This is a genomic window from Pseudoalteromonas sp. OF7H-1 (assembly GCF_022347825.1).
Lineage (GTDB): Bacteria > Pseudomonadota > Gammaproteobacteria > Enterobacterales > Alteromonadaceae > Pseudoalteromonas > Pseudoalteromonas maricaloris.
The window spans coordinates 267853-292776 of the sequence record NZ_JAKRFX010000004.1; the positions used below are offsets into that span (position 1 = coordinate 267853).

Annotated in this window: 15 protein-coding genes; 9 read left to right on the forward strand and 6 right to left on the reverse strand. The window is 40.3% G+C overall.

Features of this window, described 5'->3' with window-relative positions; translation table 11 throughout:
- The first annotated feature begins 86 nt into the window (after positions 1-86).
- The 3 genes from MHN30_RS07225 (at position 87) to MHN30_RS07235 (ending at position 5895) form a co-directional block, all read left to right on the forward strand.
- The gene (locus MHN30_RS07225; protein ID WP_239359071.1) at positions 87-1676 is read left to right on the forward strand and encodes a sensor domain-containing diguanylate cyclase; all 1590 of its coding nucleotides are present in this window, start codon (positions 87-89) and stop codon (positions 1674-1676) included.
- A 94-nt stretch (positions 1677-1770) separates the two neighbouring features.
- Complete coding sequence (locus MHN30_RS07230; protein WP_017216779.1) at positions 1771-3174, forward strand: TIGR00366 family protein; 1404 nt, start codon at positions 1771-1773, stop codon at positions 3172-3174.
- 174 nt (positions 3175-3348) lie between these two features.
- Positions 3349-5895, forward strand: a complete 2547-nt coding sequence (locus tag MHN30_RS07235; protein ID WP_069019250.1) for a GGDEF domain-containing phosphodiesterase — start codon at positions 3349-3351, stop codon at positions 5893-5895.
- Between the two features lie 56 nt (positions 5896-5951).
- Here MHN30_RS07235 and hemH read toward each other — a convergent pair whose 3' ends face one another.
- Complete coding sequence (hemH, locus tag MHN30_RS07240) at positions 5952-6971, reverse strand: ferrochelatase (RefSeq protein WP_069019249.1); 1020 nt, start codon at positions 6969-6971, stop codon at positions 5952-5954.
- A 236-nt stretch (positions 6972-7207) separates the two neighbouring features.
- Between hemH and MHN30_RS07245 the strand changes: the two genes are divergently transcribed.
- Entirely contained in the window at positions 7208-8761 is a 1554-nt protein-coding gene (locus MHN30_RS07245) for a PAS domain-containing methyl-accepting chemotaxis protein (protein ID WP_130165494.1), read from the forward strand.
- 68 nt (positions 8762-8829) lie between these two features.
- Here MHN30_RS07245 and MHN30_RS07250 read toward each other — a convergent pair whose 3' ends face one another.
- Positions 8830-10038: a site-specific integrase gene (locus tag MHN30_RS07250; RefSeq protein WP_239359072.1), complete on the reverse strand. Its 1209-nt coding sequence runs from the start codon at positions 10036-10038 to the stop codon at positions 8830-8832.
- Between the two features lie 839 nt (positions 10039-10877).
- Between MHN30_RS07250 and MHN30_RS07255 the strand changes: the two genes are divergently transcribed.
- The gene (locus MHN30_RS07255) at positions 10878-11405 is read left to right on the forward strand and encodes a hypothetical protein (RefSeq protein ID WP_130165498.1); all 528 of its coding nucleotides are present in this window, start codon (positions 10878-10880) and stop codon (positions 11403-11405) included.
- 51 nt (positions 11406-11456) lie between these two features.
- Positions 11457-14153, forward strand: coding sequence for an ATP-binding protein (locus tag MHN30_RS07260; RefSeq protein WP_239359074.1), 2697 nt, complete (start codon positions 11457-11459; stop codon positions 14151-14153).
- A gap of 185 nt (positions 14154-14338) precedes the next feature.
- Here the strand turns inward: MHN30_RS07260 and MHN30_RS07265 are convergent, their stop codons facing one another.
- The 3 genes from MHN30_RS07265 to MHN30_RS07275 all read right to left on the reverse strand — a co-directional run bounded on the left by MHN30_RS07265 (position 14339) and on the right by MHN30_RS07275 (position 17826).
- Positions 14339-15571, reverse strand: a complete 1233-nt coding sequence (locus MHN30_RS07265; RefSeq protein ID WP_239359076.1) for a DUF642 domain-containing protein — start codon at positions 15569-15571, stop codon at positions 14339-14341.
- 254 nt (positions 15572-15825) lie between these two features.
- Entirely contained in the window at positions 15826-16782 is a 957-nt protein-coding gene (locus MHN30_RS07270; RefSeq protein WP_239359080.1) for a substrate-binding domain-containing protein, read from the reverse strand.
- Positions 16783-16938: 156 nt separating this feature from the next.
- Positions 16939-17826, reverse strand: coding sequence for a LysR family transcriptional regulator (locus tag MHN30_RS07275; protein WP_130165501.1), 888 nt, complete (start codon positions 17824-17826; stop codon positions 16939-16941).
- 760 nt (positions 17827-18586) lie between these two features.
- Here MHN30_RS07275 and MHN30_RS07280 point away from each other — a divergent pair.
- Together MHN30_RS07280 and MHN30_RS07285 are read left to right on the forward strand one after the other, a co-directional pair.
- Positions 18587-19810: an alpha-xenorhabdolysin family binary toxin subunit A gene (locus tag MHN30_RS07280; RefSeq protein ID WP_239359081.1), complete on the forward strand. Its 1224-nt coding sequence runs from the start codon at positions 18587-18589 to the stop codon at positions 19808-19810.
- Positions 19811-19918: 108 nt separating this feature from the next.
- Positions 19919-22267, forward strand: a complete 2349-nt coding sequence (locus MHN30_RS07285; RefSeq protein WP_239359082.1) for a hypothetical protein — start codon at positions 19919-19921, stop codon at positions 22265-22267.
- A 380-nt stretch (positions 22268-22647) separates the two neighbouring features.
- Here MHN30_RS07285 and MHN30_RS07290 read toward each other — a convergent pair whose 3' ends face one another.
- A complete protein-coding gene (locus MHN30_RS07290) occupies positions 22648-23820 on the reverse strand; it encodes an MFS transporter (RefSeq protein WP_239359084.1) in 1173 nt (390 codons plus the stop codon).
- A gap of 114 nt (positions 23821-23934) precedes the next feature.
- Here MHN30_RS07290 and MHN30_RS07295 point away from each other — a divergent pair, with 114 nt between their 5' ends.
- Positions 23935-24822: a LysR substrate-binding domain-containing protein gene (locus MHN30_RS07295; RefSeq protein WP_239359089.1), complete on the forward strand. Its 888-nt coding sequence runs from the start codon at positions 23935-23937 to the stop codon at positions 24820-24822.
- Positions 24823-24924 lie beyond the last annotated feature (102 nt).

Below are 24924 nucleotides of genomic sequence, written 5' to 3' on the forward strand. Positions count from 1 at the left end.
GGTCTGACCAGAGTTTGATATAGATTAACTGTTTCACTCAAACGAATAGCTAAAATGTCATGGAAGTACATTAAAGAGAATTTTTAGTGGTACAAATAAATAAAGCAAAACATTGGTTAGACCTTAAAAAGCTGATACTCATTCTTGCCACATTATGCGTATTTACATCGTTACTAAACGCGTTGTTTTCGAGCTACCAAGTGCAAAAACAGGTGATGGTAAAAGATACGCTAGAGGCAAATCGTGCCTATGCAACTAAGTTAGCAGATGTTACCGATCTCTTCTTGCAATCAGTATTGATGCAACTAAAAGCGTCGAGCGAAACCATTGCGACGCAGCTAGATAACCCTGAGGTGGTTAATAAAGAGTTGAGTCAAATGCTTACAAGGACACATAGTTTTGACTCTATCGTGTTAGTAAACGCAAAAGGTGAAATTATCGGTGCCCAACCAAGTTCACTTGGTGTGATAGGAGCTACACTCAAAAATGAAGTCGAAACTTTGCCACTTCGTGAAAAAGTCCCTTTTATTGTAGGTCCATTTGTTTCGCCGGCTGGGAATTTGATGGTGAGCCCAACTCATCCAATGTTTGACCAAGAAGGAATATTCGTAGGTTTTATCGCAGCTGGGATTTATCTTAAAGGTGACAATATCTTAGGCCGATTATTAGCAAACCATCATCACCAAGACAAAACCTATATTTATGTTACCGGCCCCAACGGTAAACTCATTTATCATCATGATGATCATCGTATTGGGCAAGACGTCACCAAAAATGAGGTCGTTGAATCATTACTCAGCAAAACTTCAGGTTCCGCCCAAATCGTCAATACCCAAGGGGTAGCAATGCTAGCTGGGTATGCTTCCGTAGCGACGAGTGGTTGGGGGGTCGTGGCACAACGCCCATTAGAGGTCACGATGTCACAATTATCGAACACCATGCGGCACGTACTCAAAACTACCATTCCATTTACTGTATTTTTGTTAATTTGTGTGCTTGGACTCGGAACCTTAATTGCTAAGCCATTATGGCGATTAGCTAAGTTATCAGAGCAAGTGGAAGATGGCAGAAACATCGATTTTCCACATGTATCCACATGGTATTATGAAGCCGCGTGGCTTTATCAGGCAATGCACAGTAGTGTTAAGAACTTAGGAGCACAGATCCAGCGCTTTGACGATGAAAGAAAGCAAGATCAGCTGACTCATTTATTCAATAGACGAGGAATGGAAAAGTGGCTAGAGAATGCCTATGAGCAGCAAACTCCGTTTAGCATTATTGCGCTTGATATCGATCACTTCAAACACGTGAATGATACTTACGGCCACGATGTTGGTGATGTGGTAATCAGAAAACTCGCAGAGCTGATGCGCACTAATGCACGTGAACAAGATCACCTATGTCGTAGTGGTGGAGAAGAGTTTTTGATGTTTCTACCGCATGTAGATATAGACAAAGCAGATAGGATCGCTGAGCGTCTGCGCGCATGTACCGCTGAAACTGAGTTTGGCGAGGCGGGACATATCACGATTTCTCTTGGGATCTCTCATTGGCCGCTGTGCTCTGAGGATTTGCATCACGCACTTAAACTAGCGGACCGTAGTTTATATCAAGCTAAGGCTAACGGTAGAAACCGCGTAGAGCATGCCGTTATAGCTAATCATAATGTAGCATAATTGGAAATTCGATATTAAAAAGTGAAATCTGCTCCGAATATCGGTAAGATGCGTTGCAATTTTTACCGTTACCTAATTTGGAGCTGTACTTTCCATGGCAAAAACATTGAAAGTTCCTCATACACTAGTCTTATTGCTAGGTATGATGTTAATTGCATTGCTGTCGACCTGGATTATTCCACAAGGCTTTTTTGATACTGCAACCACTGACACTGGCAGACAAGTTGTACTTGCTGGCACCTACCACATTGCAGAAGAATCAGTTCAACTAACTCCTTGGGATCTGTTAAAAGCTATTCCTCGCGCTTTTGCTGCTGCGCAAGACGTTATCTTCTTTGTGATGATAGTGGGTGGTGTACTCGCAATTGCACGTGCAACAGGCACTGTTGATGCATTGATCGGTCGCTTACTTGAGAAAAATGGCGATAAACCACAAAAGCTGATTTTTATGGTGGTGTTTTGTTTTGCAATCGCTTCAAGTGCGATAGGTACTGCAGGTGAATACATTCCGTTTGTGCTGATTCTAGTTGCGCTCTGTAAGGCAATGAAGCTGGATGCCATGACTGCCGTTGGCATGATCATCGCAGGCTACGGTATTGGATACGGTGTGTCAGCATTCAACCCATTTACGGTATTAATTGCCCAGCAAATTGCTGAAGTACCAGTCTATTCGGGTATATGGTTAAGATTTGCTATTTTTGTTCCATTTGTACTGATTGGCTTTCATCATGTATGGAGTTACACAAAAAAGGTACAACAAAATCCTGAGCACTCGATGATGAAAGATGTGCCTTGCCCACTGGCAGGTCAGGCTGCGCCAAGCTATCCGCAGCTTAACGGTCGTCATAGAACTATTTTGCTTACTTTTATTGTGACGCTTGTTTGTGCAGTTTGGGGAATTGCCACTCAGGGGTGGTATTTATACGAGCTAGGTGGTTTATTTATCGCATGGGGTGTCGTGATTTCAATTCTTGGTAAACTTTCAGCAGACGAAGCTGCAAACCGTTTTATTGAGGGGGTTTCAGACTTGGTCACTACTGCTGTGCTTATTGGCGTAGCTCGTGGTATTGCCCTTATTCTTGAAGATGGTCAAATCCTTCACACGATTGTGCATGGACTTTCAACTCCTCTTTCTTATGTCGCTGCAGAAGTTTCGGCCGTTGGTATGTTACTTATCCAAACGCTTTTAAACATGTTCATTCCGTCGGGCTCAGGTCAGGCATATGTGACTATGCCACTGATGGTGCCGGTAGGCGACTTAGTTGGTGTACCAAGACAGGTTGCGGTACTTGCGTATCAGTTTGGTGACGGCTTCTCAAATATGATAGTGCCAACAAATGCGGTATTAATGGGGATACTCGGCATGGCTGGCGTCCCTTACACACATTGGTTTAGATTCTGTATGCCGTTGATGGCTAAACTCATGGTCGCTGCGGCAACTGTACTGGTACTCGCTGTGATGTTTGGTTATGGTTTGGACGTACAACCGCAACTGTAGATAAACAAATTTTCTTCTTAGATAGCGCCAATCGGCGCTATCTTGCCTTCACTAGACTCAATTTCTCATCACAAAGCAAATTTATTGATCTGTATTTATATTCTATGTAGTTTATTAAGCTATTATTATTTATTAAACAAAAATCTTGGTCGGGAATGAGCCATACAGACTTCTATGAATTTAACGTTTAGCCATTTTTACAATTTAACATCCACTAATCAGCGATATCAATTTGCATTGAAACAGTTGTATGAACGATTTGATGCGGATCATTGTTTTGTGGGTAAATTTATCGATAACGATAAGCGTGTAAAGACCGTGATGTACCTCGCGGATGGTGAAGAAGTCGATAATATTATTTATGACCTTGAAGGGACACCTTGTTTTGATGCTAAAGCAAGCAATGATGTATGTTGCGTCACAAGTGGTTTACAGCAACTTTATGAAGAGGATGAGATCCTTCGCGTTTTAAGCATAGAGGGTTATCTTGGTTTAACTTTGCGAGCATTAGATCATACACCCATAGGAATAATGGTCTGTTTGTTTAATAAAGAAAAACAAGTCAGCCTAGAAGAAAAACTATGGTTTCAAGAATTAGGACACCTGATCTCAACGGAGCTTAGCCATAATTTAGAATTGACCAAACAAGGAATTTTGCTCAAACAACTTGCAAAAGGCGAGCAAATAGCAGACTTATGCACTTGGACGTGGCAACTTAAACAGAACAAACACTACTTTTCCTCTCATCTTAATCATCTACTTAAGACAAAAACTGATTCTCTATCTCTATCATTATTACTCGATAAACTCACAATAGAAGATAGTGAACGACTGCGGATAGCTTTAGAGAAAGTCAAACTAGGTGGAACTCGGCATGTTGATTTACAAGTTTCGTTGACCTCTCGCACCGAACACTACGGGTTATTAAGAATTATTGGTCAAGTAGAGTCTGATGAGCAGCATAGCGATGAACTTGTATTCACTGCGACTATTCAAGATATTAGCTATATTTCATCGCTAAATAAACAGCTCGAACTCACTAATGTTGTGTTCGAGCATGCTACAGAAGCCATTATGATCACCAACAATGAAAATAAAATCATTATGGTAAATCGTGCATTTGAGCGACTAACGGGTTATACCGGCTACGAATTATTAGGCCAAGACCCCGCGGTGCTGTCATCTGGTAAGCAAGATAAATCATTCTATGAAGCAATGTGGGCGTCGTTGAGTACGGTTGGTCACTGGAAAGGAGAGATCCACAACCGTCGCAAAAACGGTCAGATTTATCCAGAGGAATTAACACTGAGCGTGGTGAAGGATGAGCAAGGTAAAGTCGCTAACTACGTCGGCATCTTTAGAGATATTACTGAATGGAAGCGTAATGAATCTCAACTTACCTTCTACGCTAATCATGAACCATTAACCGCGCTATTAAATCGCCGTAGTTTTATGCAGCGCTTAGAAGAACAAATATCGGGCTCAAGAAGTAACAATACAAGTTGCTCACTGCTTTTTATTGGCTTGGATAGGTTTAAAGAAGTCAACGATGTTTTTGGTCCGGAGATTGGCGATAAGGTACTTATTTCTGTAGCTAAACGATTGAAAAATGCGGTTCGCCAAAATGATATTATCGCAAGGTACGGTGGTGACGAGTTTGCGTTACTACTTACGCGCAGCGATGTAGAAAGCGCGCTAAAGATTGCTCAAAAGCTCTCACAGAAACTCTCTCAGCCCTATGTATTTAATGAAATTACCATAGAAGTCACTTGCTCTACAGGCATTGCACAGCTTGAAGCTGGCTCTCGGATCACCGCAGCAAATTTACTCAGAAACGCAGCGCATGCACTTAATAGCGTGAAAAAGACCGAGCGCGGACAGGTAGCATTACACAATGCAGCAATTCAAAATGCCTATTTAAATAAAATAAAGCTTAAAGACAAGTTAAAGCAGGCACTGAAAGAAGGAGCGCTTACTGTTTATTATCAACCGATCGTTAATGCTGATACCAACCACATCACAAAGTTTGAAGCCCTAGTACGTTGGTTTGATGATGAATACGGAATGGTATCACCAAGTACTTTCATTCCTATCGCCGAAGAATTTGGTCTTATTCATTTAGTTGGACAGTTTGTACTTGAGCGTAGTTGTCAAGACTTAGCAAAAATCCACCAAGCTGGTTTTACAGAGGTTGGGATCTCTATTAATCGCTCTGTTAGTGAGTTTAAAGCCAGTATTAATCAGGTGAAGCTAATCACCTCTGCCATTGAAAAAGCCAAGATCCCGTATGAAGCAATTACCATTGAAGTTACCGAATCGCTTGCTACAAATCGCTATACTTGGAAAACGCTTAATCAACTAAGAGAGCATGGGATAAAGGTTTCACTTGACGATTTTTGTACTGGCTATTCATCATTAAGTAACTTGATAGAAAATCAAGTGGATTACCTAAAAATAGACAAGAGCTTTGTCGACAGCTTAATGTCTGATTACAACAAACAAGTAATGATAGACTGCCTCATTAAGCTCAGTGATAAGTTGGGAATTGGTGTGATAGCCGAAGGGGTAGAGCAGTTTACTCAACTCGAAAAGTTACGAGAGCTTGGTTGTCATCACATTCAAGGATTCTTTTACAGCCCCGCAAAACCAATAGATGCCTGCCTTGAGTTACTCACAACAGACGCTTTTGCTGAACAAACACAAAGTGCATTAGAAAAATAAAGGTGTGATATTTTGATATCACACCTCAGAAATAGCAGATTGCTTCTGCGTCTTTATTACAACAGTGGTTTTATCAGCGCTGTGATCGCTTTAATGTGATCATCACGGTCGTTTAGCGCAGGAATATAACGATACTTTTCGCCGCCAGCAGACTCAAATACCTCACGGTTTTCAACTTCTAACTCTTCGAGTGTTTCTAAGCAGTCGGCACTAAAAGCTGGGCTTAAAATTGCGACGTTTTTAATACCTTGACTCGGAAAACTCTCAAGTGTTTTGTCCGTATAAGGTTGCAACCATTCTGCTTTACCAAAACGACTTTGGAAGGTGGTCATCACTTTTTCTTTATCAAGATTAAGTTTTTCAACGACTAAGCGAGTCGTTTGTTGGCAAAAACAATGATACGGATCGCCTCTATCTAAAAATAACTTTGGTGTTCCATGATAAGAAAAAACCAATTTATCTGGCTCTCCATTCGCCTCAAGATCTTCTCTAATTGAATTAGCTAAAGATTCAATATAAAGCGGATGTTTGTGATAGCCATTAATAAAATGCAGCTCTGGTACCCAGCGCCAACCTCTTAGCACCTTTGAGATCTGATCAAAGGTTGAACCTGTTGTCGCGCTGGAGTATTGAGGATATAGCGGCACAATGATAATTCGTGTGATGCCTTTTTCTCTTAACTTCTCAAGCCCTGATTCAATTGACGGGTTGCCATAACGCATGGCAAGCTCAACTTCGATGCCTTCAAAACCTTCACTGCGTAATTGCTTCTCTATTTTATCAGTTTGCGCTCGACTAATGGTTATCAAAGGTGAGCCTTCATCAGTCCAAATTGACTGATAGGCGTGTGCAGATTTTTTAGGACGAACGCGTAAAATTATGCCATGCAAAATCATTAACCAAATTAGTCTTGGAATTTCGACAATACGGGGATCGGAAAGAAACTCAGCGAGATAAACTCTAAGTGCTTTAGCCGTTGGTGCATCTGGGCTACCTAAATTTGTAATAAGAATACCCGTTTTGGAATTAAATCGGCCTTCATGGGGGTTATCTGTTATGGCTGAAAAGCGAGACACCTAACGCTCCTTAGATTATCATTTTAATAGGATTATTTTACAAGAAAGGCTATACGGGAGTAAGCCTAATTTCGATCTAAACTGGCATAAATCAATTTGCGCCTAAAATTAACTCACACTATAGTTGTAATTATCGTTAATTAATCCCTTCTCTATTGCTATTCATGGATTGAGGGCGTATTTTCCTGCAAATCTTTAAGGGAAAATCAATTTTTTGTTAGTTTTGGACATGTCTAATGAGAACCAACCACCCAGTAACCCAAAGAGAAAAAACCTTTTCTCGCGATGTAAAACTCATCTCCGTCACTGATCTGAAAGGTAATATTGTTGACTGCAATCAAGCGTTTATTGATGTTAGTGGATTTTCCCGTGATGAGTTAGTTGGCCAACCTCATAATATAGTACGACATCCAGATATGCCACCTGTGGCGTTTCAAACCATGTGGACGCAGCTTAAAACAGGTAAGCCATGGATGGGGATCGTAAAAAACCGCTGCAAAAATGGCGATCACTATTGGGTTGATGCCTATGTAACCCCAATAACAGAAAATGGCAAAATCATTGGCTATGAGTCGGTTAGAAGCTGCCCAGACAGGGCTACGGTTGAACGGGCAAGTCAACTTTATACAAACGTAAATACTAATAAAGGAAGCAGTTTCAGTCTTCCCAAATTACGTGTCGTTTGGCCAGTATTTAACATCGTCTCGTCACTGGCACTTTGGTATTTTGCTTCTGAGTCTGCAGGATTTTTTTGGTTGATGGCAAATATGCTGGCATATTCAGCCTATGCAACTTGGCGCGATAAAGAACAGCTGAGAAGACTAGAATTTGAGTTGGCGCACAGTTTTTGCGATGAGATATCTGAGCAAGTTTATTCGACTTGGGATGGTACTATGGCATCAATCCAAGTCCGCTTAAAGAGCGAAAGGGCACACCTAGATACAATTCTTACGCGTGTTGAACATGCGGCGCAAAACGTATCAAAAGGAGCGCATACGGCGAGTAAAGAAGCGCGAGCAACTTATGCCGATTTACAAAAGCAGCAAACTGAGACTGAGCTTGTTGCCACTGCCATGAATGAAATGACAACAACCATCAACGATGTCTCTAACAGCGTGCAATTGAGTGCTAAAGATGCTCAGAACTCCCTTGATTTGACTTCTCAAACAGAACAGATCGCTAATAAAACCAAAATTGCTTTTGGTGATTTAAGTAATACCATTGCCGATATCCGCAATTCTGTTGAAGGCGTCTCTAAGCAAACTGATAAAATTGCTGCAGCCGCACAGATTATCGAACAAATCGCTGAGCAAACTAATTTGCTAGCACTAAATGCAGCAATTGAAGCTGCGCGAGCTGGTGAACAAGGTAGGGGCTTCGCAGTAGTTGCTGATGAAGTTAGACATCTAGCACAGCGTACTCAAGAGTCGACTAAAGAGATCCATGCAATTATTGAAGAGCTAACCAGCAGCACACAAGCGTCAGTAAATATTGCTCAGCAAGGCCAAGAAGAATCGCTCCATGGTATTGAACAGCTGAATCAAAGCACCGATATGCTACAACAAATCACCCAAGCTGTTATCCAGATTAGTGATATGTCGATGCAAATTGCAACTTCTGTTGAGCAACAAGCGACCGTGTCTGATGACATTAATCAGCAAGTCGTAAACATTGCACAGCTTGCAAACAACAGCCTAGATAGCGCGGACAAAGTGCATCAAGAGAGTAAAGACCTAGAATCGACTGCTAAAGAAATGCACGAGTTGATTGTTCGTTTTAAGCGTAAGTGAGTTTTAGCATAGTGCACTTATTCATTGAAGATTCAAAAGGACATTCTCGAATGTCCTTTTTCTTATATTTAAATCTTTCGTTTTAAGCCCGATTTGGCGCGTTCTTTAATATTGGTTTGAATATAAATTTGATCGGTTGTCGCGATTTTGGCATGACCTAAATCTTCAGATAGATGTTTTAGCGGGCGGTGTTGCGCATCATGTGTTGCACCTGTATGTCTTAGCCAGTGTGAAGTTGCGGCTTCGAGTTGCTCTGACTCTTCCGTAAAACCATCTTCTTTTAGTTTAGCCACTGCTAAGTCAAAACTTTGCTGAACAATACGGCGTAATTGACGAACGTTCATACCGCCTTGGCCCCTTAGTTTATGAACAATGGGGTAGGGCTCATCAACGCGAGGCAGGGCGCTTAATCCTCGGTACTGCCGATAACGCTTTAAATAGCTGATAAAGTCTTCGCTAAGCGTTACATCCCTTAGCTTATTGCCTTTACCCATAATTCTTAGGTACCAAAAATCATCTTGATCCTGCCAAAAATGGCTCATTACCGGTGACCAATGAGGGCGATCTGACAGCTCTGAAATACGTAAATACAAACCCTTTAAACAAGCTAATACAAAGAGATTCCGTTCAAGGTCTGGTTGCTGTTCACTTAAATCACGAGTTACACCAAAAACATATTCCCATTGCAAATCACTCAGCGTATCAGGAAGATTGATTTGCGATTGAACAACTAAATAAGGGCTATTTTTTTTAACCACCGGAACAAAATTAGCGAACGACTTTTCTTCTAAAATAGCAAACTTGTAAAACACATTCAGCGCGGTAAACATCGCGGCCAACGTTTGCTGGCTAGCGCCGTTTTCTTTGAGAACAAATGGCCGCCAATTTTCGTTAACCTGACGGATTCCTTGATTTTGCTTATAACGCCACTGTACAGAAGTTTGCGTCCATGCTTTATCTGGCTCTACCACAAAATCTACATACGCTTCGATGTCTTCGCGTTTTAGCTCAAACACTGACTTCTCAGCAACCAGCCACGACCATAAATAAAAGCGCTCAAGCTCATTACGAAAACGGTTAAAAGTTGCTTCAGACTTACGACCGTAAACATACAAAAACTGAAATAAGAACTGCAACTCGTTATGTACCGGTAGTGATTTACCATGACTAGCCAAGAACTTTGTCAGTTCAGGATACTCATGCGCAAGCGTATCATCTTCAAGGTGGGCGATTTGATACCTTAGCTGCTTTAAGGTATCAACTAGTGGTAAAATCATGTAAGTCCGATATTGGTTAGTATTGGACATATTATAGTAATTCAGATACGTATTGTGCAATACTGTATAAATAATCCTATAATTTATATTATGTTAAATAGCGTAAACTCCCGCAAAATGACGGATGTTTGTTCAACCCAAATACTATATCAAAGCCCTGTTTTTATAAGTTTTCTCTGTTTTCCTATCTATTATCTTCCAAAGTGGCAAGATTTTCGAATTTGTCGCGACGGATACTTGTGGAGACCAAGAGGCCTTAAGTACGAAACAGAGTACACAACCTATTATCGGCCAGAGCGGGACTGGCTTTATGCAGACGCTGCTGTCATTGATGCAATTAAAGAAGATACTTGAAAAATCACCACTAATTTCTTTCGTCGCATTACAACAGCAACTTTAGTATTCATATCATCAGTCATGCTGTTGTCCAGAGCACAATTAAAGTTGCATCTCCATAAGCTAGTAACGTTTTTAGCCGTTGTAGTAATCATTAGCAAAAAGCATCGTCTACTATGAGTTGGTATTATAAAATAAAAAATTAGCTCTTAACTAAGTGTTTACAGTTGGTGCTCTACAGATCAACAATAGTAGAGAGAAGATCTTTAAAGATTAAGCTCACAGTACTTTTGTAGTTGAAGATATTTTAGCTGCAAATAAGATGGTAGATGTGGCCTTGCAAATTATGTTTTCATGCGAGATCTGCATACCGTAGCGTGGCCTTCTAACACTTAAACAATCCATGTCATTGTTGTAGGAGAAATTCTCTAGATACGACTCAATAACGTATTGGTTGAAACTGTTGATGAAGGGACGCATTTTATGACTAAAAGGAAATCTCTATGTTTAAAAAGATACTACTTCCAATCGCTGCAACTATGTTTTGTATTAGTGCGGCTAACGCCCTAACTCCACTAGAAGACCGTGCTCGAGTTTCTAGGATGAATGCCGATCTGCTGTTGCCTGATGGTTCTACATTAAATGTAGACGTGTCATTCGATTGTGGTAGCGACTATAAAAATACGGCGCTTATGGTGATGAGTGATTCTGGAGCTCAGCTATTAGCGGCAGCCTACACACATTTATATGGTGTTGAAGCCGGCGAAGCGGTAATGCATTCTTGGAATAATAAAAAGAATGAATCTGATCCTCGTAAACCCACCTATTTGTTTGTACTTGCAGAGCGTGAAAAGCAATTTGATTGGGAAAAATCACAAGATGACAATCAAAAACTTAACAAAGGCTTAAAGAGTGTTACAATGGAGCGTAATATAGTTGATAAAACGGCATCTGGAGAAACTAAGATCGATTTGCCTATCGTCGTAGCGGGTTGTGGTGTAAGAGATCACAATGCGTACGAGGTCAACTAGGAAGTAAGGCCAGCTCTTGTGGTTGGCCGCATTTAATAAATGGATTGTCTCATGCGTATCTTCGTATTTTTATTTCTTACTGCCCTTTCATTGCAGTTGCAAGCGTTCCAATTTGAACATCTAAATGGCGTCGTTCATGACTCAAACGATAATTTTTATTTGTCCTCGCACAATGGAGTATATAGATACGATGGTCGTCATTTTCTTCCTTTAAGTAAAGCAGCTGGATTACCAAGCGGTTTAGTTCGTGATATTAAACTGAAACATAAGACTTTGTTTTCTTTGTACTCTAATGGTGACGTTTGGGTCACGAATCTAACAAGTCTAGAATCGAAAAAAATAGCGTCTGTGGAAGCGACAAAACTAGCATTAACAAATTCATCGCTTTTCACTTTAGGAAAATATGATGTTAAAAGGATTGATCTAGATTCTGGAGTAGTTAGTACAATATACAGCAGTTCAAGCCGAGTTTTAGACATTGACGCGTTTGCAAATTTGGCCTACCTAATGACCAGAGATGGCGTGTTTATAGTACAAGATGGTGTAATTAAAACCGTTGAAGCACTAAGCATTGATAACGGAAATTTAGCGGCAACACCGCATGGTGTTGTCTACTTTGTTAATAATAGGTTGAGTTACTTCTCTACCCTACAGCAGCAGCTTATCTCAAATATGGAAATACACAATGCTGATAATATAGTATTTGCTGCCCCCTATTTTATCTATTTTACAGATAACGATAGTGTCAATGAAATCACACTCTCAGACCTAAACATTACGAGAACCGGTATCAATACTAAGAAGAAAAACTACAGCAAGTTACATGTAGATGGTAAAAATCGGGTGTGGGGTTTAGGTCTAAACACATTCGAGCCTATTGAAGTTGGTCTTAAGTCTTCTGAATTGTCTTTAGGGTCTAAATACAACGTACTTGAGGGCGTTGCTGGAGAATTGTGGGTTGGCACTACAAAAGGCATTTTTCAAAAAGCCGACAGAAATCATTTTGAGCCATTAACTTGGTTAAATAATCAAATATCTGCACAGGCATTTGAGGTCACGGCCTTTCAACTATTCAATCGCGGTCTCGCGATAGGAACCAATGTGGGTACATATTTTGTGGATTTAGCGAGTAAGAAGGTAACAAAAGTCCATGATGATTATGTGCTAAATTTTTCAGTGATCGATAATAATTTACATATCGCGACAAATGGTTATGGGGTTGTAGAAGTTGATTCACACTTAGAATTGATAGTAGATAAAAAGCTTAGACAATTGCTTCCTAGTTTAGAAGTTTTAGACATTAATCATAGTGGGAACTATATCTATGCAAGCACCAAACAAGGTTTGTTGATTGTTGATACACAAGACTGGACGCGTAGTCTATTTGAAGATGGTGTAGTTGTCACTGATAGCTATGTTACAGAGGAAGGCCTATTTGCAGCGACTTATGGAAAAGGTGTCTGGTTTAAACCCAATAGTGGAGTTTGGCAAAAGTTAAGTTCACCAAATTTTGTTAAGGAGTTTGTGGAGTTTAATGACAATTTGTATTTAGCGACCAACAATGGTGTCCACATTATAGAAAGGGGGGCGGATCATACAAAATTGGTACCTGGAACAAAAGCGCACTCTTTTACGATAGGAAGTCTTAAGGTTCTGGGCGATAAGCTTTATGCTGCTAGTTCAGATTTTATATTTGAGCTCACAACGGCACCTTCAGTCGATCTTTACGCTCCAAAGGTAACAAGTGTCACTCTGGATGGTAAAACCTATTTGGAGTTTTCTGAACTGGTTAGTCAGCATTCAGCTATTGAAATAACGATTAGTGACTACAATTTTGTAGATCAGCATGTCAACTCGTTTGAAGCAAACATAAACGATACTGGATGGCAAAAATTGTTAGCTGCAGGAATGCAACTTAGCAATCTAAAGCCAGGGGGATACGATATTTTATTTAGGGTTGAGAATAAGGGACGCTACGGTGACGTTACGGCGCTGACTTTTAACGTGGCTGCGCCGTGGTATTCAACACCTTTAGCTATTTCAATGTATGCTACTTTGATCTTTATCCTAGTAATTGCGATTTCTGTGTATATATATATTTGGGTGCAGAGTTTTCATAAAGTTTTCAGGAATAATCAACGCCAATACCAAAAAGAAGACTTGAGTGATGCTGTCCTTAAAGTTGCCGAGGCTAAAGAGTTGTGTAGCGGTGGTGACATTACGATTTCAGAAGGTTTAGACAAACTCGACCAAGCACTTTTGAAGCTCGAACCATTGGCACGAGGTCATGCGGCACTTGGCAAAGAAAAACTGAGCGTTGCTATCAGTATGTTGCAGGCTCATTGTTCATATATGAGTGATATGAATCTCGATTTCAATATTTCCATTGGTGAGACACAACTTAAAAAACAGTTGGAAAAGGACATTTACAGCGTAACCTACCATTGTGTTGATAATTCGCTTAAACATTCAAAAGCAACACAACTCAGCCTGTCCATTAGCAAACAACAAGATCAAATTCATGTCATGATTTCTGATAATGGTAAGGGAATGGCGCTTTATTCACGACTTCATTTCGGATTAGGGATATATACCATAAAACAAATTGCGAAAAGTTATAAAGCCAAGTTGAGTATTAAAAGCTCAAAAAAAGGAACTGTTATTCACTTTGTGTTTCCTCTTTTAGAAATTGGCAGGCCGAGTAAAGAAGAAATTCAAAAAGAGGTTTTAGAGAGAATGCAGGATTAGACACGCTAACCAGTCTATTTATCTTACAGATTTTATATGTCTTGGAAGTATCAAAGCGGCTTCGCTAAGGTCTTTACAAACTTAATCTTCTAATATAAAACAATCAACTACTTTGGCTATAAACAAAAAAAGCGAGAGTTTCCCCTCGCCTTGCTTATTTCGCCTTGCTTATTGCTGTTTTAGACCTATTCGCAGTAATTAGCTACATACGTTAAGTCGTTGATGTGCTCTGGGCCATCCATAACAAAGGTCGCTTGTGCCGTATTTGGATCTAGTGTGTAGATCTTCGCATCTTCACCTGAGTTACGACCAGACACGTATAATGTGCCATCTGAGTTTACTGCTAAACCTGATGCCCAATTTACACCATGCTCGCCAACAAGATCTAAAGTCATGTCGCCTTTATCTAGCGTGTAAAGTGCTTTACCCGTTAGTACGTAAATCACGTTTGTATCTGCTGAATATGCGATATCACCATGTGAGAAGTCATCATCTGCATAGCTTAGTTTACCAAGCACTGTTTTTGCGCCTGTTTGCATGTCAAACTCATAAAGATAAGTTTTGCTGCTTGCGAGTAATTTAGTACCGTCTGGCGTTACTGCTGAACGGTATAATGGCCATGAAACCGCATTAGCAGCTAGAGTCTGCTCTGCACTATCTAATGAAACTTTCCAAAGTGATGACGCCTTAGTTGCACTGTCGTTTTGTTCCATAAAGTAAAGCGCGCCATTGTGCGCAGCAATATTTGAGGCTGTGTTAGCGATGCCGTCAACGTATTCATAGGTACCATTTACCATGTCGAATTTATAAACGTAGCTATTGCTGTCTTCACCAAAGTTATTTATGCCATACACGCCTACTTTACAGGTTACTGGCGGCTCTGGAGGTGTAACTTCCTCCTCTTCTGTCACGACGATGTTGTCTAATAACGCACCATATGAGTCAGAAGTGCCTAAACCCTGAAAACGTAACTGCGTCGAACTACCTGTCGCTTCAACCGTATACTCGTACTTTGTCCAGCCACGGGTCGTTGCATTCATCGTTACTAGTGTATTATCGCCAAACCATGCACGTGCGCGATTAGTTGAATTATTGTTTACTACTCGAGGTGAGTAATAAAAACTCACTTTATACTTTTTACCAGCCATTGTTGGGATATTCTGGTAGATTGTATAATTTGCAGTCGAGTCAAGCTCTAGGTATTGATTGCCATCTTGAGGTACGATAATACCAAGGCTTTGCTTTTGAATTTCGAATTTGGCACCTTCTCTGCTCCAACCTTGGAGATTATCAAATAACGCCCAATCACCAGAAATATTGCCTGATGTTTCAAACGAGCCGTTAACGACTAAATTGTCGGCAGCACTTGCTGTACCAATAACTGACATTAACGCTAAGGTTGCAAAGTTAAGTTTCATAGCCACTCCAATAAAATAGAGTTAATGTAAATTTTTTGTTTACATTAACATCACTCAATATACTACCATTGTCGTATTTTTTTGGTTGGCGGTCAATGAATAACCGAAAAACCAGATTTTATGATGTTTTACTTCTCGAAATAGATTTTTGAACTACTACTTTAGTATTGTTTTTTTTGCGTGGAAAATAGATGTCGAAACCTATCCGTCATTTTGACTGAAGTTTAAGGCTACGTATAACAAAGTTATTAAAGCTAGTGGTTAATGGTACATCTAAGAGTGTTTGTTTGGTTGCAGTAATGAAAGTCTAAGTAGTAGTTATCCTCGGAAGGTGTCTGGCCAAGCGCTATCGTATTATAAAGCAATTCCGCTCCTTTTCGGCCCATTTCATAGGGGTTTTGGCCAATGTTGATTGTTGAAAGTCCCTTTTCCAAAGCTTTAAGTTGCATCTCTTCTGTATCTGCGGAAATGATCACTGCATTGTTATTTTTGATCTTCTCTTTGTATGGCAATACGCGTTCAATATAATTAGAGTGAAATTGGGCGAAGCCTGCTACAGCAATAAAAATCGGGGGGGCTTCATAACTTAGCAAGGTCAATAGTTGGCTTATCGCATCTTCTCGTTTACCCATAGTATAAAGTGGGCATCGTTCGTACTCTTGCCACCCCTGTTTGAGATCATTTTCTGTTTTTGTAAGATTGTCTATTGTATGTGTAGAAAGAGCATATCTAACGCCTTTAATTCTTTTATCTAAATTAGGTGTTGAGTGATGACCTGTTTGAATACAAAACGATTGAAGCGCCGCCTTTTTATAAGGCTTGGCGGCTTCTCCTAGTGCAACACCAAATGCAAAGTTATCGGTTCCTACATAGGCGAGACGGTAATCTTTATGCTCTGTTAAAAGGTCAGAGTCAAAAGTGATCACTGGGATCTTCAATTGCTTCGCCTTTTTGAGTGAACGGGACACGAGATAGTGTGAATCGGTAGTTGATATTAATAACCCATCTACCTTTTCATTCAATAGTTCGTTAATAATAAGGCTTTGCGTTCTAAAATCTTGATAGTCGTCTGCACCATCGTAGATACATTCTACATTTGGATGTTGTTTCGCAAAGTCTACACACCCTTTATACGATTGTTCATAAAAGGTGTCATTTTTAGTTTTGCCTACAACCGCAATGGTTATTTTCGCTTGTGTACTTTGACTCACTATCGCAAACAATATTAGTCCAAATACCAAGGCACAACGGGAGAATAGATTTTCCTTTAACTTCATGTTTAGAGTGAAATAATTTTCTTAAACTACTGCAAGCATAACGTAGATTCTTAGTAACGCAAATGAGGACAACATTCCATCTGACGCTCACTAGTGCATCGCAGCATTTTTCAATACAAATTGATGAGCATCCATATAGCTTTTAATAGCACTTTGCGCAATTCGTATCGTCGCTGGTACATCAGTACTACCTTTATGAATACAAAATACTTCCACTTTTTCCAGCTCGAATTCGGGATCTACTCGCTCCAGGTTATGATTATTAAATGCGATGATTTCTGGCACTAACCCGATACCCAAACCGCTTTCAATGAGCCCTATTGTATCGCTAACGGAATTGGTTTTGTGATGTGCTTTGAATGAAAGCGGTTTAACGATATTTTGTGTTGTATGGATAAATTCATAATTTGTGACTTTACCTTCCCAAGAGTTTGCAATGTAAGGAGCGGTGGTGTCGTTAAATTCACTGTCCTTTGCTTTATACAGAACGTCTCTAAATGAACCAATATATTGCTGTGATTGCTCCACATCTGTGCTTTTTCCCACTCTAACAGCAAGATCTATCCCCCGCTCCACTAGATTGAGAGGGCGATCTTCATTAATTAAATTCAAGCGGATCTTAGGATGCGTTTTAATCAGCTTACATAGTGCAGGTGCAACGATGGTTTGCATCAAAGCATAGGATGTTGTCACTGTTAACTGTCCTGCAAGTACTGATTGCTTAGATCTTGCTTTTTCCCAAGCTAATTCTGATAAATGGCTGATTTCAAGGCAATACGCATAGAAGTCTTTACCAACGTTGGTCAATGATTGGCTTCGTGTGTTTCTGTATAATAGTGGTGTTCCTATCTCTTCTTCTAGTTTCTTGAGATGTTGGCTGATCACTGATTTAGACAAAGATAACTTCTCCGCGGCTTTGGTCAGTGATCCTGACTCTACCACCCCCTTAAATATCATCATTCTTCTTAGTTTGTTCATTTTGACTTCTCTTTTCACGTTACTTTATAAGATAAAGACCGCCACACCTAAATAAAATTACATAAATATTACATAAATTAAACATGTATTTTTAATAGTTATAAATGAAATGTACTTTATGGTCTATACCAAATTCAGCGTCACTTTCCCAACCTAGCTAAAAGTGGTTATTGATAATTCCCTTAATCGTTTTAGATTTAATCTTGTTTGAATTTTTAAGTCATTTAGATAACTTTAAGTGGTTGTCCTAACGGGCAGTTAATTTAATTTTTCTGACTAAGATCAGATGGCTGATAATAGATTGAATTTATTTTTTCAACAAAGAATGTGCGTCTCATTTACAGCGGTAGAAACATTGAGTTCGATTTTATGAAACAATTTAATTGAGATTGAATTTTGAGCTAAAGTAGCTGTAAAAATAAACTGTTGGCTATCTGTCTGTAACAAAACCCTCTACATCTATAGCTATGGATGGCTAGGTTGTAGCTCGTTTTTGTTAACTTTCATTTACTTAACTTGTTGTTTTGTAGATTGTATGCCATGTTATTTAGTGTTATTGGAAATGCAACTAAACCCCTCAATTTGTTAGAAAGTGTAGAAGTTCTTCCATTCTCATTGTCCCTATATCAATAATATTAAAAGTACATTTGGTTAACATTTTAACTACATGCACTTTTATCTTCAGTTGCATCTTTAGAGACCAAAAGAGGTCTAGTGCAACTTAACAGTTAGAACACCGATTGATTAAGGAATATGAAAGATGAAATCAATTAAGTTAAAGAAAAGCGCAATCGCTATCGTAACATCACTACAGCTATTTGGGCTTAGTCAGCTTGCTACGGCGAATACCAACGTCCCAGAAATTTCACCAATTATGTACGATACACTTCAAGGCGATATCGAAGGTTCACCGCTGTTTATAGATGTTGGGTCGAATGACTTCCTACTTACTCAGGAGCAATGGCATACAATTCAAGTTTTTGCTGAGTCAGCTGTTAGTTTACCTAATAACGAAGCTGCCTTTAGAAGTGCGACGCGATATCCAGTAGATACGCCTCTAAATAACGACTACATTGCACTGATGACAACCTTTGAATCAATCAATGCGTCGGGTCAGAATTGGAATCATAAGCTTTATCCTAGCATCATTGATCTTGCGACAAAATTAGCGAATTACTCCGATACCCATGTATTGCTAATTCAACCATTTATTGACGAACTAACAAAGCTACATAACGCGTCGCTAAGCGGAGATTTGCAAGCTGCTGAGCAAAGCAGACAAGTAGCGATTTCATTTCTAAACACCTTCATGAATTTTGTTGATGGTAATCTAACAAAAACCCAAATAGTGGTAGATCAACTTGTTTCCTTTCAAGGAGATTTAACTACACACTCTGGACAATTAAATACACTAGAAGGCACTTTTGAGGACATTTTAAACAAAGACCAGCCAGCTAATATACGTGACCGAATTAGCACATTACAACGACGACTTAACGATCTGAATGATGAAAAGAGTGATTTAAAAACTGGTATTGGCTTAAGTAGTCTTGGCGGCATACTTGGGCTAATCATTGGCGGTAGTATCCAAGGTGCTCAGTTAGAGGAAGTAAAGAGCGAGATTAATAAAGTAGAATCTCAAATTGAGACGGCGAATAAGGAACTCGCTCACGCGATGAGTCTAGCGGCCTCTTATCAAATTGCCAAAGGTCAAGTGGAAGGCATGAACGAAAAAATTGAAACTGCGCTGATTAATGTACGCAAAGTTCAAGTGCACTGGCAGTCTTTGTATGGAGATATGAAGTCTCTTCGAGATGTATTGACTCAATTAGACAGTGAAAATGCTTTACGTAATGCCAACGTGATTGTTGCAGGGATCGTTTCTTCACCTCTTGCTAGCAATGCCAGCAACTCATGGAAAGACATTGCAGACAAAGCAAGGACGTTTCTACAAAACGCCTACCTGCCTACATCACAGCAGTAAACATCAATAAGTTTGAATTTTTAGCATCATAAATCAACAGCTATTGAGCGATCTACTCTCATAGAGCGCTCAATAGGTTGGTGTTTTATGTTGCAACAAGGAGTTACTATGAAACCAACTTTACTCAGCCTGTTGATTGGCTGCGCTTTTTCGAGCCAAGCTGCGACTTGGAATGAGCTATATAATCTTGAGCTAAGTCAAAACCTACCGAGCGTTACGACTTCAAATCAACAACAGATAGACACACAAAATTATTTGGTCTCGGCCTTACATGTAAATTTGAATGACGTGCTTTCCAGTGCAAGAGATCATAATACTATCGTCATTGCGGCTGACACGGTAGAAATCGACCGAAACATGATTTTCGATGCACCAAACAAACGAATTTTTATCGTTGCACGTAAAATAATGGGTAATGGTACGGTGAGTATCAATTTAGACACCCAAAGTGCTCAAGCATCAACATTGGTATTTATGGCTGATAAAGTTGAGGCCAATATCAATATAATCACAGCTCATTCGCCAAGTGATGGTGAAATTGAACGCTTTAGTATTGCACCGGATTCGTTTGGTACGCTATATCAGGTAATACAAGGCAATAAGTTTGCAACGCCTGTTTCGCCAGCGTTAACGTCACTTATCTCTGTGCATAAAGAGTACTTTTTAGATGCATTTGAAAAGTCATTCGATATGGCGGCTTCTACCTATGATCAAAATCCAGCGTTGAGTATTGAGATGTTGAGTTGGCCTGAATCTATTTTAAACGCAGCTCATGATGTTAGAGAATCTTCCGTTCAAGCAAAGAATTTTTACTTGCAGCTGGCTAACTTTAAACAGTTTTTGTCGTACGCAACACTTAACAAAAACTATGTGCCTAGCCTATCCCGCGACTTTTATGAGTTAACGATTAAAGCATATATTGACGCGATGGAAGCATATCAGGATAGCTACAATAATTTTCAGCAACAAGGCAGAAGTTTAGAAAACAAACGCCAAGATCTCACTTTGATGCAGGATAACCTATTCGACGTTGCATCTGCTGAGCAACGAATTATCTCTCGCTCTGTTGAGCAACTGACGAGCTTGGTAAAAACACTTGATGAACAAAAAGCATCATTCAGCGGACAAGAAAATAATGTCTTCTATTCTGGGGTCGAGTTTCAACAAGGAATTTTGGACTACAAACTAGATAAAATCACTGAAATTGGGCTTAAAGTACTTGAAACCGTAATTAGTGCGGGCACTGCATTTGCGGGTGCTGCTGGGGGTGACACCAGCGGTCTGAAAGACTTGGTCGCGAGCTTGCCCGCCACAATCCAAGAGATCAATGAGTTAAAAACCAAAATTGATGATATCGCGTCATTAATGGATAAAGTACAAACGGTTAGCGGCCAGTTAAACGTGTTATCGCAAAAAACCGCTGATCCGTTTTCTAGTAGTGAGCTTGCACAAGAGTTCAATCGTCTTAATTCACTCATTCCGACCAAAGAAGAGGCAAATCGAATTTGGGACGAATTTTTGATAACTGCTAAGGCACAAATGAAAAAGGCCATAGATGAAGACATTGATGGTGCAAGTGACTACCTTGTTGCTATCGAAAAGTTGATTAATCATGGTAAGGCAATAGTTGCTGTAGAGATTGATATTGCCCAGGAGCAATCTAGACAGATAGATTTGCGCATCACCGCTGATGCAAAGCTTAAACAGATCAATCGTATAGATGCATTTTTACAAAATAATCAAAACAGTCTAGATGAAATTCAGGACATGGAGGAACAGCTATTCCGGACTCTGAATAATCTAAAACGTCCGATATTTGTTGCATTAACAAACTATCAGGCGGCATTTAGCTACTGGTCTCTTGATGACACCATAGTGACACCAAGCCTTAATCAAAGTTATCAAGAATACCGTCACGACTTAGCTTTACTACGTGAACAAGAGGCCGCGTCATTATTGCGTTTTAACCCTCGACCTCAAGATTTTATGCTCACCATAGAAGAGTTAGATGCGCCGCAGCAATTGCTGGATTTTGCGCAAGACGGTGAAATGAGTTTTACGCTGTCGTTGGAAGATATTGATTTTTCCCAGTTTGATCGAGTTAGATTAGACGAGGTCAATGTTGTACTAGAAGGTTCTGGGTTAAATGAGAACCAGCGCTATGATATCGAAGTAAGATCTAGTGGTTCATATCAAGATAGGTTTAAAGGGCAACCCTATCAATTTAGTGCAGAGTCGTTATACCGATTGGTAAGTTACGAGCTGTTAGATAGTGAAACGACGCGCATAGATCCAATCACCAGTGGTGCAATAGCAAACGATTATGCTATTAATTACTTTAAACCAACTCCGTTTACCACTTGGTCAATTAAGCTGAAAAATCCACAGCTTTATGACTTAAGTAAAGTGACGAATATCAAAGTGTCGTTTAAAGGAAATGCGATCCCCAAACAATAGTGCGCAGTTTAGTCTAGTAGGAGCCACTTCACGTGGCGATCTTTTAGCAAAAGCTTGCAGGGTTAACCTGCTCCTACTTTGGTGAGACTTGAATATTTGCTAAACCAGATTGCCTTTTCGTAGGAGCCACTTCACGTGGCGATCTTTAACAAAAGCTCGCAGGATTAACCTGCTCCTACTTTGGTGAGATTTGAAAATTTGCTAAACCAGATCGCCTTTTCGTAGGAGCCACTTCACGTGGCGATCTTTAACAAAAGCTCGCAGGATTAACCTGCTCCTACTTTGGTGAAACTTGAATATTTGCTAAACCAGATCGCCTTTTCGTAGGAGCCACTTCACGTGGCGATCTTTTAGCAAAATTCCTCGGGATGAGCCGCCACCTACTCTACAACTTGAGCCCTGTTATCCAGATGGCCACTAAAACGGGTTGCTAATAAGGCTGCAGCGCTAATAAGTGCGCCTACCCAAGCGGTGTCCTGCAGCGACATATTTTCTACAATTTGGCCACCTAAGACAGAGCCGAGCGCAATTCCAACGTTGAACGCAGCGATATTCAACCCTGATGCGACATCCACCGCTTTTGGAGTAAACTTTTCGGCTAGCTGTACAACATAGACCTGAAGACCAGGTACATTTCCAAAAGCAAATGCTCCCCACACTAGTACTGTGATCACCACGCCTACTTTCGACTGCATGGTAAATGTCAACACAGCCAAAATGATCGAGAGTAACGCGAAGATGATGGTCAGAGCGCTTATCGGCCCCTTTTTATCTGCTAATTTTCCGCCATAAATATTGCCAACAGCAACAGATACACCATAAACCAGCATAATAATACTGACTGTAGCGGCGTGAAAACCAGCTTCCTGTTGTAAAATTGGCGCAAGATAGGTGAATGCCGTAAAGGTTCCACCGTAGCCGAGTATGGTCATAAGATAGACTAGCAGTAATCTGGGTTGCAATAATACCTTTGCCTGCTCAGATAGACTGGCAGATGCGCTTTGCTTTAGGTTCTTTGGAATTAATAAAGCACTTCCCAATAGAGCGATAACACCTAAAGCAGAAACTACTAGAAAAGTGACTCGCCAGCCAAACTGTTGGCCAATCCAAGCACCCAAGGGGACACCTGTTACGAGCGCAACGGTCAGTCCCGTGAACATAATGGCGATGGCACTTGCCTCTTTGTCTTTTGAGACCAAGCTAGTTGCAATCGTAGAGCCAATCGAGAAGAACACACCATGAGCGAGCCCTGTCATGATCCTCGCTAAAATGAGGCTTTCATAACTTGGCGCTTGCCACGCAAGCAGATTGCCAAAGACAAATAGTGCCATCAAACTAAGTAATACAGATTTCCTATTCCATCGCCCTGTCAGTGCGGTTAAAACGGGCGCACCAACAGCAACGCCAATGGCATATAAACTCACCAGTAAACCTGCACTTGGCAGCGAAACTGATAAATCGGAAGCAATGGTCGGTACTAAACCAACAATGACAAATTCGGTGGTACCAATGGCAAATGCGCTTAATGTCAGCGCCAGTAATGCAAGCGGCATAAATAACCTTTTTAACGTGATAAGCAATAAGTTGGTGTAGTGTGAAAGCTTTTTTATTTGCAAAAAACAGCAAAAATGACAAAATACTTTTGTAGAAAATGAAAAGGAACACACGTGGCCGTTAGCTCAAAAACCGAAGATCTAGAAGCTTTTATCTGTGTTGTCGATACTGGGAGTTTTTCCGCTGCAGCAAATCTGATGGACGAACAAGTTGCAAAGATCTCAAGAGCAGTCACTCGATTAGAAAAGTCCTTGTGTGTAACCCTATTCAATCGAACGACTCGACGGATAGAGTTAACCGAAGAAGGCGAGCTATTTTTACACTATGCGCGACAGGCACTTAATACCATTGAGCAAGGCGAAGAGGCGTTAAGGCTGTTACGATTTTCACCGGCAGGTAAATTAAGAGTGGATGCTGCAAGTCCTTTCGTTTTTCACCAGCTTACGCCTATATTAAAAGGTTTTAATGAGGTCTTTCCCGATATTACTTTGGAAATAACGAGTCATGACAGCATTATCGATTTGCTGGAGCATAAAACCGATATCGCAATACGGATTGGTGACTTGGCTGACTCTAATCTTCATGCGCGTTTGCTAGGCCGCAGTAAACTTCATCTAGTAGCCAGCCCTGACTATTTAAGTAAATTTGTAGGTAATGAATCACGGATTGATCTTCCACATCATAACTTGATAGGTTTTACCGATGCCCCACATCTCAACGTCTGGCCTTTACAAAGTCCGCAACAGCTCAAGTTTTCCATTAGCGCATCCAGTGGTGAGACCGTGAGGCAATTGTGTATTGCAGGCCATGGCATTGCACTGCTATCTAACTTTATGGTGAGGCAAGATATAAAAGCAGGAAGACTTGTTGAAGTTTTTACCGAGCAAATTATTTCGCCAAATCGCAGAGAAGCAGTACAAGCCGTGTATTATCAAAATAGTGGTGTATCCTCTCGGATTTCGGCATTTCTAGACTATATTGCGCCTAGGCTCACGCTATAGTTTTTTCATTTTTTACAAATATATTTTGTATTTATTGCGGTTAATGAAGATATTTAAAACCGTTAAGCTTCTCATCGTGAAAATAAACGTTGAGGAGGCCAA

Coding starts and splice junctions, on each gene's coding strand:
- MHN30_RS07285 (WP_239359082.1), top strand. CDS start 19,919: ATGAAACCAACTTTACTCAGCCTGTTGATTGGCTGCGCTTTTTCGAGC.
- MHN30_RS07265 (WP_239359076.1), bottom strand. CDS start 15,571: ATGAAACTTAACTTTGCAACCTTAGCGTTAATGTCAGTTATTGGTACA.
- MHN30_RS07260 (WP_239359074.1), top strand. CDS start 11,457: ATGCGTATCTTCGTATTTTTATTTCTTACTGCCCTTTCATTGCAGTTG.
- MHN30_RS07245 (WP_130165494.1), top strand. CDS start 7,208: ATGAGAACCAACCACCCAGTAACCCAAAGAGAAAAAACCTTTTCTCGC.
- MHN30_RS07230 (WP_017216779.1), top strand. CDS start 1,771: ATGGCAAAAACATTGAAAGTTCCTCATACACTAGTCTTATTGCTAGGT.
- MHN30_RS07250 (WP_239359072.1), bottom strand. CDS start 10,038: ATGATTTTACCACTAGTTGATACCTTAAAGCAGCTAAGGTATCAAATC.
- MHN30_RS07275 (WP_130165501.1), bottom strand. CDS start 17,826: ATGAACAAACTAAGAAGAATGATGATATTTAAGGGGGTGGTAGAGTCA.
- MHN30_RS07290 (WP_239359084.1), bottom strand. CDS start 23,820: ATGCCGCTTGCATTACTGGCGCTGACATTAAGCGCATTTGCCATTGGT.
- MHN30_RS07235 (WP_069019250.1), top strand. CDS start 3,349: ATGAATTTAACGTTTAGCCATTTTTACAATTTAACATCCACTAATCAG.
- MHN30_RS07255 (WP_130165498.1), top strand. CDS start 10,878: ATGTTTAAAAAGATACTACTTCCAATCGCTGCAACTATGTTTTGTATT.
- MHN30_RS07280 (WP_239359081.1), top strand. CDS start 18,587: ATGAAATCAATTAAGTTAAAGAAAAGCGCAATCGCTATCGTAACATCA.